At 69.5% G+C, this 10,056-nt stretch carries 9 protein-coding genes; all 9 read right to left on the reverse strand.

All coding sequences use genetic code 11. The annotated features are described in order from the left end of the window. Positions 1–89: 89 nt before the first annotated feature. Positions 90–305: a helix-turn-helix domain-containing protein gene (locus KME77_RS13440; protein WP_020547488.1), complete on the reverse strand. Its 216-nt coding sequence runs from the start codon at positions 303–305 to the stop codon at positions 90–92. A 113-nt stretch (positions 306–418) separates the two neighbouring features. After that, positions 419–2,017, reverse strand: coding sequence for an ABC-F family ATP-binding cassette domain-containing protein (locus KME77_RS13445; RefSeq protein ID WP_219466572.1), 1,599 nt, complete (start codon positions 2,015–2,017; stop codon positions 419–421). Positions 2,018–2,130: 113 nt separating this feature from the next. Continuing rightward, the gene (locus KME77_RS13450) at positions 2,131–4,722 is read right to left on the reverse strand and encodes an exo-rhamnogalacturonan lyase family protein (protein WP_219466579.1); all 2,592 of its coding nucleotides are present in this window, start codon (positions 4,720–4,722) and stop codon (positions 2,131–2,133) included. A 7-nt stretch (positions 4,723–4,729) separates the two neighbouring features. Beyond that, the gene (locus KME77_RS13455) at positions 4,730–5,614 is read right to left on the reverse strand and encodes a carbohydrate ABC transporter permease (protein WP_219466582.1); all 885 of its coding nucleotides are present in this window, start codon (positions 5,612–5,614) and stop codon (positions 4,730–4,732) included. A gap of 12 nt (positions 5,615–5,626) precedes the next feature. Beyond that, positions 5,627–6,598, reverse strand: a complete 972-nt coding sequence (locus KME77_RS13460) for an ABC transporter permease (RefSeq protein WP_246609698.1) — start codon at positions 6,596–6,598, stop codon at positions 5,627–5,629. 63 nt (positions 6,599–6,661) lie between these two features. Next, complete coding sequence (locus KME77_RS13465; RefSeq protein ID WP_246609699.1) at positions 6,662–8,158, reverse strand: extracellular solute-binding protein; 1,497 nt, start codon at positions 8,156–8,158, stop codon at positions 6,662–6,664. Between the two features lie 47 nt (positions 8,159–8,205). After that, on the reverse strand, positions 8,206–8,832 hold the full coding sequence (locus KME77_RS13470) for a YesL family protein (protein ID WP_246609700.1): 627 nt from the start codon (positions 8,830–8,832) through the stop codon (positions 8,206–8,208). 121 nt (positions 8,833–8,953) lie between these two features. Next, entirely contained in the window at positions 8,954–9,610 is a 657-nt protein-coding gene (locus tag KME77_RS13475) for a DUF1961 family protein (protein ID WP_219466585.1), read from the reverse strand. Between the two features lie 48 nt (positions 9,611–9,658). Next, positions 9,659–10,056 (reverse strand): substrate-binding domain-containing protein (locus KME77_RS13480; RefSeq protein WP_219466587.1); only part of this gene is annotated, 398 nt, incomplete at its 5' end.

Here is a 10,056-nt window from a genome sequence, read left to right on the forward strand (position 1 = left end):
GCCCGAGCTTACAGAATATGATTCTGGCTCGGGCGCGACGGCGGCTGACTTGGGACGAGCGGCTGCGGTCGCACGTTCCGAGGCGGCCCTCAGCGCTTGGACTTGCCTCGGGTAGCCCCCCCGCGCCCGCGCAGAGTCACACCGGACTCGCTCAGGATGCGGTGGATGAACCCGTAGGACCGGCCGGTCGAAGCGGCCAGGGCGCGGATGCTCTCACCCGCGGCATAGCGCTTCTTGAGATCACCGGCCAGTTTTTCCCGGTCGGCCCCGGTTACCCGGGTGCCCTTCTTCAGTGTCTCGGCCACGAGTACCTCCTGTAGTGCCGGACTTCCGCAGCGTTACTCCGCCATGATCAGTCATTTCAGCGGGATCGGCTACCTACTCCACGGGAAAAGATCCGTACCCACCCAAATTAAGATCAGGCAAGTGCCACAAGATCGGAAAATTCCTCGCTCCAAGCGTCTTCAGTTCCGTCTGGCAGCAAGATCACCCTATCCGGTGAAAGGGCGTCAACGGCACCCTCGTCATGCGTGACCAGGACGATCGCTCCTGAATACGACCTCAGAGCGTTCAGGACCTGCTCGCGGCTGACGGGATCGAGGTTGTTCGTGGGCTCGTCGAGCAGCAGGACATTGGCACTTGACAGGACGAGGATCGCCAGCGCCAGCCGGGTCTTCTCGCCGCCGGACAGGACGCCGGCGGGCTTGTCGACGTCGTCGCCGGAGAACAGGAACGACCCCAGCACCTTGCGCAACTCGGTGTCGGTGAACTGGCCGCCGGCCGAGCGCATGTTCTCCAGCAGGGTCCGATCGCCGTCGAGGGTCTCGTGCTCCTGGGCGTAGTAGCCGACCTTGAGGCCGTGGCCGGGCCTGATCTCGCCGCTGTCGGGCTGCTCGACGCCGCCGAGCAGGCGCAGCAGCGTGGTCTTGCCGGCGCCGTTGAGCCCGAGGATCACGACCCGGTGACCTCGGTCGATGGCCACGTCGACGTCGGTGAAGACCTCCAGCGACCCGTACGACTTGGACAGCCCCTCCCCCATCAGCGGGGTGCGCCCGCAGGGCAGCGGCTCGGGGAAGCGCAGCTTGGCGACCTTGTCGCCCTTGCGCTCCTCCTCGGTGCCGGCCAGCAGGCGGTGGGCGCGGCGCATCATGTCCTGGGCGGCCTTGGCCTTGGTCGCCTTGGCGCGCATCTTGTCGGCCTGCGACAGCAGTGCCCCGGCCTGCTTCTCGGCGTTGGCGCGCTCGCGCTTCCTGCGCTTCTCGTCGGTCTCGCGCTGCGCCAGATAGGCCTTCCAGCCGACGTTGTAGTGGTCGATCACGCTGCGGTTGGCGTCGAGGTGCAGGACCTTGTTGACCGTCGCTTCAAGAAGGCCGACGTCGTGACTGATGATCACCAAGCCGCCCTGATGAGATCGCAAAAAATCACGAAGCCACCCGATTGAGTCGGCATCTAGGTGGTTTGTCGGCTCGTCGAGAAGGAGAGTTTCGGCGCCGCTGAAAAGAATTCGCGCCAATTCGACGCGCCTGCGCTGGCCCCCCGAAAGCGTTTCCAGCGCCTGCCCCAGCACCCGGTCCGGCAGGCCGAGACTGGAGGCGATGGAGGCGGCCTCGGACTCGGCCGCGTAGCCGCCGAGCACGTGCATCTGGTCCTCCAGGCGGCCGTACCGGCGCACCGCCTTCTCGCGGGTGCGCTCGTCGGCGGAGGACATGCCGAGCTCGGCCTCGCGCAGCTTGCGGATCACCTCGTCGAGCCCGCGCGCCGACAGGATGCGGTCGCGGGCCAGCACCTGGAGGTCGCCGGTGCGCGGGTCCTGGGGCAGGTAGCCGACGCTGCCGGTGGTGTGCACGGAGCCGGCGGCGGGCAGCCCCTCGCCGGCCAGCACCTTGGTGAGCGTGGTCTTGCCGGCCCCGTTGCGGCCGACGAGGCCGATCTTGTCACCCGGGTTGACCCGGAAAGAGGCGTTCTCGATGAGCAGGCGCGCGCCCGCGCGCAGCTCTATGTCATTGGCGATGATCATGGTGACGGAACACTCCCGTGCTAGGGGTACGAAAGGGTGGGCGTGCGAACGCCATCAATCGGGAGTGTGCATACCGATCAGTGTAGGCCCCCGTGAGGCGCCCCCACCTCCCGTTAACGCTCCGGCAGGTGCGCGCCGATCAGCGCCAGGTTCTGGATGGCGGCCAGCGCGTACTGGGCGGCGTCGTTGGTGGAGACGAACGGCGCCTCGACGACGGGCGCCAGGACCGCCGGGCCCTCGACGCGGGTGAGCCGCCAGTCCCCCTGGCTCTGCAAGCGATTGCGATTGAGCTGGTCGCCCTCGCCGAGGAAGAACTTGCGCCACGCCCAGGCGGCCAGGTCCGCGTCGCCCGTACGGGCCGCCGCGTACGCGGTCAGCCGGCTGTGCGCCTGGATCAGCGAGATCCCGCTCAGCGCCTGCCCCACCTCGGCGGCCTGCTGCTCGGGCGGGGCCAGGTAGAGGCGGCAGTAGTCGAGCCAGGCCCGCTCGAACCCCGGCACGTCCAGCCCGAGCGAGATCAGCTCCGAGCACATCTCCGGCAGCCCGAACACCGACGACAGGTGCGAGACCGAGATCTGCTCGCGCGTGGTGTCGAACCGGCCGGTGGCCAGGTCGAGACGGCCCTCGCCGGTCAGGAACCCGCGGGGCAGCGCCCCGATGCCCGCCATGGTGCCCAGCAGCCGGTCCTTGGCGTGCTCGTCGCCGTGACGCTCCCAGCGGGTCAGCCAGGCGGCGGCCAGCGCGCCCCAGTCGGTGCCGAGCCCCACCGACAGCGCGGACGGGTCGGGCGTGTAGACGTCGGGGCGCACCTTGCGCAGCGGGTCGAGACCGAGGAACGTCTCCTCCGGCCGGGCCAGCTCGTCCAGCAGGTCGCCGGTGCGCTCGTCGGCGGTCAGGTAGTAGAAGAAGCGCCGGTAGGCGGCGTTGGAGATGCGCGACTGCTTGCAGCTGCACCCCCAGTGCTGCACGTTGTGCCTGCTGCCCAGGCCCTTCCAGCGGCCGAGGTGGTAGACGTCGACCTCGCCGGTGTGGCGGGTCATCGCCTCGGCGAGGCGGAAGACGTCGGCCCGCCCGGTGCGCAGATACTGCAGCCACAGCCACAGGTCGGGCGACAGCTCGGAGTTGTCCCACGCGTAGCCGCCGACGTCGTAGCGCCAGGTGTGCCGGTCGCCGTCGTAGGTGTGCATGACGTCGCCGTAGTCCCAGAAGCCGTACCAGCGGCGCTGCTCGCGTTCGCGCACGTAGTGGTCGAACAGGAAGTCGAGGCGGTCCTCGATCTCCGCGCGGGCGGGCGTCGAGCGGTCGGGCAGCGCCCAGTCGCCGAACACGCCGGCCTCGCGGATCCGGGCGGGGGCGGCGGCCAGCAGCGCGGGCTCGTTCATGGCCGCCGCGTGCCCGGCCAGGGCCTCGGCGGACGGCGTGGCCGCGCAGGCGCGCAGGGTCAGCTCGTGCGTACGCGCGATGCCGCGGGCGTCCCCGAAGCCCGGCTCGTAGTCCTCGTAGGTGATCTCCAGGCCTTCGAGCTGCTCGGCGAAGGTGTCCTGGCCCATGCCGTCGTGGTAGAAGCGCAGGTCCATGGCGGGGGCGGAGGGCGACCAGAGCCAGACGGTCACGGTCGCCAGGTCGGTGGCGGCGTTCCGGACGTCGAGCCGGGCCGGGTGCAGCCGCCAGAGGTCGCGCAGCCCGAACCCGAGCCCGCCGGAGACGCCGCCGAGGTAGCCGTACCCGGCCGAGCGGGTGCCCGAGGGGATCGTCACCCAGGCGTGGCCCTCGGCGGTGCGCTTGCGCAGGGTGAAGCCGTCGGCGGAGGTCTGGTCGAGGGTGTGGTCGTTCCAGGCGGGGATCAGGTGCAGGCGGCGGGCGACCTCCCCGGCGATCGGGCCGCAGGGCCGGCCGGCGACCTGGGCCGCCCGCGCGGCCTCGCCCGGGTCCTGGCGCAGCCCGGTCAGGCCGCGCACGGCCTCGGTGAGGAAGCCGTCCTGCCCGGCCAGGCGCACGTGCCGGTCGTGGAGTTCGTCGCGCATGACCACGTCGGCGCGCAGGCCGAGCCCGGCCAGGAAGTCACGCCCGGGGTCGCCGTCCCAGACGAAGGTGTGCAGGACGCGCACCTGCTCGGCGCCGGCGTGGAAGTAGAGGCGGACGGTGAACGGCAACCGGTTCCCGTGGTCGCCCTCCAGCCGGATCACCGCCCTGACCGGGCCGTCCTGCTCGACCGTGACCCGGCGCACGACGCCCGTGGCCGGCTCGCGGGCGACCGTGCCGCCCTCGTCAGGGGCAGGGCCGTCCTGGTGCAGGCTGACCAGGCGGACGTCCCTGGCGACCTCGCGCGCCCCGTGGGCGACCGAGCGGGCCAGGGTGTCGCCGGACTCCTCGATCGTCCAGGTGACGACGCCGGTGCTGACCCGCAGGACGCCCCCGTCGCGGCCGACGGTGACCGGCCGCTGCGGCGCGCCGCCCGCGGCGCCGCTGACCAGCTCGTACGACCGCGCGGGCGGCTCCTGCGCGCCGATCGCGTGCGCCGACCACTTGACCGAGCCGTCCGGCCAGGTGGCGCTGACCCAGCTCTGCACGGGCACGTCACGGCCGTCGGCGTCGCGCAGCGCGTACGGCGCCCCCTGCGCGACGGCCCCGCGCGGCCACGGGACGCCCCAGGTCGTCCCCTGCTCGCCGGGCCGGTCCAGCCACCGCAGCGTGGTCGGCTTCAAGATGGGGTCACTCCTTCACGGATCCGATCAGCACGCCCTTGGCGAAGTGCTTCTGCAGGAACGGGTAGAAGAGCAGGATGGGCAGCGTCGCGATCACCACGACCGCGAACTTCAGCCCCTCGGTCGGGAAGAACACCGATTCGAGCATCGCCAGCGCGTTCTGCGCGTCAGGGCTGGTCAGCTGGCGGACCAGCACCTGGAGGGTCCATTTGCTGGAGTCGTCGATGTAGAGCAGGGGCGACATGTAGTCGTTCCAGATGCCCACCGCGTAGAACAGCGAGAACGTCGCGATGATCGGCTTGGACAGCGGCAGCACGATCTTGAAGAACACGCCCATCTCGTTGCAGCCGTCGATGCGCGCGGCCTCCTCCAGCGCCTGCGGCAGCTCCTGGAAGAAGCTCTTGACGATGATCAGGTAGAACGGGTTGATGGCCAGCGGCAGGATCAGCGCCCAGTAGCTGTCGAGCAGCCCCAGGTTGCGCACCACCAGGTAGGTGGGGATCATGCCGCCGCTGAAGACCAGCGTGAAGATGACCAGGTTCAGGACCAGCGCCCGGCCCGGCAGGTACCGCTTGGCCAGCGGGTAGGCCATCGTGAACGTCAGCATCACCTGCACCACCGTGCCGACCGCCGTCACGCCGATCGTCGTCAGCAGCGCCCGGACGAAGGTGCCGGAGTCGAAGATGTACTCGTAGGTGGTGGTGACGAACCGCTCCGGCCACAGGAAGAACGGCCGCGAGGCGATCTCCGACTCGGAGGCGAACGACCCGGCCAGCACGTACAGCAGGGGCAGGATCGTGATCAGCGCCAGGAACAGCAGCACGGCCACGTTGAGCACGTCGAAGACGCGGCTGGCGAGCGTGTGCTGGTGCTTGACGGACGGGTTGGACATCCTGCGCGCTCCCTAGAACAGGCCCCGCTGGCCCAGGCGCTTGGCCAGCCAGTTGGAGCCGAAGATCAGCAGGACACCCACCAGGCCCTTGAACAGGCCGACCGCCGTGGAGTAGCTGAAGGCGCCCTGGGTGATGCCCATGTAGTACACGAACGTGTCGAACACGTCCGCCGCCGAGCGGTTCAGCGCGCCGGTCATCAGCCAGATCTGCTCGAACCCGGTGTCCAGCAGGTGCCCGGAGGTGAGCACGGCCATGACGACGATCGTGGGGCGGATCGCGGGCAGCGTGACGTGCCAGAACTGGCGGAAGCGGCCGGCGCCGTCCATGCGCGCCGCCTCGTACAGGTCCTGGTTGACGCCCGCGAGCGCGGCCAGGTAGATGATCGTGCCCCAGCCGGTCTGCTTCCACAGCAGCTGGGCGACGATGATCGGCCGGAACCACTCGGGCTGGGCCACGTAGTCGACGTTCCTGCCGCCGATCAGCGAGTGGATGAACTGGGCGATCACCCCGAAGTCGACCGACAGCAGCAGGAACGTCAGCGAGGCGACGATCGTCCAGGACAGGAAGTGCGGGATGTAGATCAGCGACTGGATCGAGCGCTTGAGCACGCTGTGGCGCAGCTCGTTCAGCATGAGCGCGACGATGATCGGCGCGGGGAAGACGAGCAGGATCGTCAGCAGCGCCAGCAGGAGCGTGTTGAACATCAGGCGCCCGAAGTCGGGGCCGGTGAACAGCTCCTCGAAGTGCTTGAAGCCCACCCACGGGCTGCCGGAGTAGCCCAGGAACGGCAGGAAGTCCTGGAAGGCGATGCTCACGCCGTACATCGGCAGGTACTTGAAGACGGCGAAGTACACCAGGCCCGGCAGCAGCATCAGGTACAGCCAGCGGTAGCGCACCAGCGCGGTGCGCAGGGTCACCTTGGGGCGGCGGCGCCCGGGCTTGAGCGCCGCCTTCGCGGGAGGCGGCGCCAGGTCGGTGGCCAACAGCGGCCTCCTTCTTTCACATGAGGGGCCCGGGCCGGCGTCCCGGGCCCCTCGGGCACACCGTCAGTGGCCGATCTTGGCGAACAGGTCGTTGGTCTCGGCGGCGATCTGGGTGCCGCCGTTGGCGTACCAGCGCTGGATCTCGGCCTTCAGGCCCGCCTCGTCGATCGCGCCGGAGATGAACTTGACCCGGGCGTCGGTGATGATCGGGTCGAGCGTCTGGCCCTTGGCGATGCTGGTGGGCGCCATCAGCGGGAGCGCCGGGTTGTGCACGGCCGTCTTCAGGTCCTCGACGGCCAGCTTGTTGCGCAGCGTGACCTGCTCCTGGTGCGGCTTGTCCTCGTAGGCCTCCGGGTAGGCGCCGATGCCGACGCTGGCCGTGGTGCCGAGCTGGATGAACGCCTTGTCGATGTCCTGCTGGAGGGTCTTGATCTGAGGGTCGTCCTGGTTGACGCGCAGGGCGGCGCCGTCCTGGAGCTTGAAGTTGCGGCCCTCGATCCCGTTGCTCAGCAGGATGCCGCCCTCCTTGGAGGCCAGCTTGTCCAGGACCGTCAGGACCGCGTCGAGCTGCTGCTCGGTCTGCACGCTCTGGCGCGGGATCGCGATGACGCCGTTGTAGCCGGTGAAGGGGTAGGAGAACTTCTTGCCGTCGGCGCGCTTGAGGTTGCCGACCGTGGCGACCTTGTCGAAGTTCTGCGGGTCCTTCTCCTTGTACAGGTCGAGGAGCTGGGTGCCGCGGACGTTGACGTCGATGATCATGCCGCCCTTGCCCTGGACGAACGGGTCGTTCCACTTGGCCGAGTCGAGCGTGGCGTAGTCGGGGTTGACCAGGCCCTCCTGGACCATCTTCTTGACGAACTTGTTCGCCTCGACGAACTCGGGGGTGTCGAAGCCGGGGACGAGCTTGCCGCCGCGCTCACCCCAGACGTTCGGGGCGCCGAACCAGGTCTCGATCACGTCGTACGGGCTGGCGCTGCCGTACTGCGGGGAGGGCCACTTGGGGATGATGAGGCCGTAGGTGTCCTTCTTGCCGTTGCCGTCGGGGTCCTTCTCGGTGAAGGCCTTGGCGACGGCGTAGAGGTCGTCGACCGTCTCGGGCAGCTTGAGGCCGACCTTGTCCAGCCACTCCTTGTTGATCACGACCGCGGAGCGCAGCAGGGGGCGGATCCGGTAGATGCCGTAGACCTTGCCGTTCATGGAGGAGTTCCGCGTGGCCTGCGGGTCCCGGTTCTTCAGGTTCGGGTACTTGTCCAGCTTGTCGGTCAGGTCCCAGAACGCCCCCGCCTCCGCGGCGCGGACGAACGACGACGTCTTGTCGCCCTGGATGACCATGATCTGCGGCATCTTGTCCGAGGCGAGCGTGACGTTGGTCTTGTCGTTGTAGTCGGCGTTCGGCACCCAGGTGATCTGGAGCTTCTTGCCGACCAGCTTCTCGACCGCCTGCTGCATCTCACCCTTGGGATCGGGGGCCGTGCCGAACAGCGGGACCATCATGGTCAGCGTGCCGGCGTCGGTCTCGCTCCCGCCGCCGCCCGAGCAGGCGGAGGCGGCAAGAGCCATCGTTAGCGTTAACACACCAGCGGCTAACCGCCGGGGGCGAGATGGGCTCATGGGTTGTTCCCTTTCGAATGCAGGCGCGCCTCGTTCTCCTCGAAGAAACGCAGGCAGAGCCACGTGTTGAGACAGATCCACGCGCCGAAGCTGATCACCGGCGCGAGGAGGGGCGCCGCCGAGGTCACGTAGACGATCGCCGACAGCCCGAACAGCAACAGCACCGTCGAGGCGGGACGGGTCAGCGCCAGCAGCGACGCCTTCGGCAGGCAGGCCCACGGCGGCAGGTCGTAGTGGGCGTACAGCGGGACGAGGTAGACCCCGGCCGCCGCCAGCAGCGCCAGCGCCACGTCCGTCGCGATCCGCGGCCCCAGCGCGCCGGACGCCGCGAAGTACGCGTGCTCGGCCAGCAGGAGCGTGACCAGCGCCGCCACCGGCAGCACCAGCACCGAGCCGCGGACGAACTCCCGCCGGTAGACCGCCCAGAACGGAGCCCAGCCCTGAATCGATTCACCCCGGACGTGCCGCCGCGCCAGCGTGTACGCGGCGACGGTGGCCGGCCCGAGGCCCAGGATCACGCCCCCCAGCAGGGTGAACACGATCCACAGGAGGTTCAGCCTGGCCGCCCAGAAGAGCTCTGAGCAGATCGCCTGGATCCTGATCGACGTGGCGGGACTGGTCATCCGGCACCACCTTCTCGTGGCGTGCGCGGACACGGGGTGGAGTGTTGCGCCGCCGTTCCTGGCCCGTTTCTGACGGGTGAACGGCGGTTGCTGCGAAAGTAGTGTTGAATCGACTCAAATGTCAATGAGGGACAACTCGGAGATTCGCGTACTCGCCGATCATCGGCGACATCTGCCGGAAGCCGAGCTTGCCTCCGGACAGCGCGGGGCCGCCCGTGCCGCCGTCGTCGAGCCAGCGGAACGAGACGATCCCGTTGACGGAGAACGTTACCGCGCCGGACAGGACGTCAAGGCGCATCGCGTACGGGCCGGTCGCGTCCAGCACGGCGGGCAGCGGGTCGGCGCCCTGCGCGACCAGGTGGAAGCCATGGCTCTTGCGCAGGTTGCAGGTGTGCAACGAACGCTCCGACGGCCACATGCGGCGGAAGTACGACACGTGGTAGGCGTTGATGTCGCCGTGGTGGTACTGCTCGTACGGGCCGGTGCGCGGGGCCAGCGCGGGGTCGAACAGGTCCTCGCCGCCGCGGCCCCTGGCGTGGAAGAACATGATGCACAGGCCCGGCTCCCGCAGCGGCCAGAAGTCCCACTCGATCCGGACGTCGGCGGGCAGCTCCTCGGGGCACCAGAGCACGACGTTGGCCGCCTGGCCGTCCGAGGGCGGGCGCAGGCTCTCCAGCCGCATCCGGCCCTGCGGGAACGACACCGCCCCTTCGCCCTCCAGCCGGAAGCCGTCGAGGTCGTCCTGGCAGGCGAGCGGGTTGCGGTAGACGTCGCTCACGCGGGGCTCCTTCTGCGCCCGCTCACCCAGAGCTCCTTCTGTGTTCGCTCACCCGGGGCTCCTCTTGTGCTCGCTCGACTGGCGGACCACCAGGTCCGGCTGGAAGATGACCTGGCGGTGCCGGTGCAGCTCGGGCGCGGCGACCTCCTCCAGCAGCAGGTCGATCGCGGTGCGGCCGAGCACCTCGCGCGGCTGCCGCACCGACGACAGCGGCACGGCGGCGGCCCCGGCGAAGTCGATGTCGTCGTAGCCGACGATCGCCATGTCGTCCGGCACCCGCACCCCGCGCACGGCCATGGCCTGCAGGAATCCGAGGGCGAGCAGGTCGTTGGCGCAGAAGGCGGCCGTCGGCCGCTCCTCCGGCGGCAGGGCGGCCACCCGCTCGCCCGCCCGCCTGCCCTCGGCGACGCTCAGCGACGGCATGAACGAGGCGCTGAGCCGGACGC

Source organism: Nonomuraea rhizosphaerae (genome assembly GCF_019396405.1).
GTDB lineage: Bacteria > Actinomycetota > Actinomycetes > Streptosporangiales > Streptosporangiaceae > Nonomuraea > Nonomuraea rhizosphaerae.

Bases quoted from the DNA above. Each gene is read 5' to 3' on its own strand.
- KME77_RS13470 (WP_246609700.1), bottom strand. From the start codon at position 8,832: ATGACCAGTCCCGCCACGTCGATCAGGATCCAGGCGATCTGCTCAGAG.
- KME77_RS13465 (WP_246609699.1), bottom strand. From the start codon at position 8,158: ATGGCTCTTGCCGCCTCCGCCTGCTCGGGCGGCGGCGGGAGCGAGACC.
- KME77_RS13445 (WP_219466572.1), bottom strand. From the start codon at position 2,017: ATGATCATCGCCAATGACATAGAGCTGCGCGCGGGCGCGCGCCTGCTC.
- KME77_RS13455 (WP_219466582.1), bottom strand. From the start codon at position 5,614: ATGTCCAACCCGTCCGTCAAGCACCAGCACACGCTCGCCAGCCGCGTC.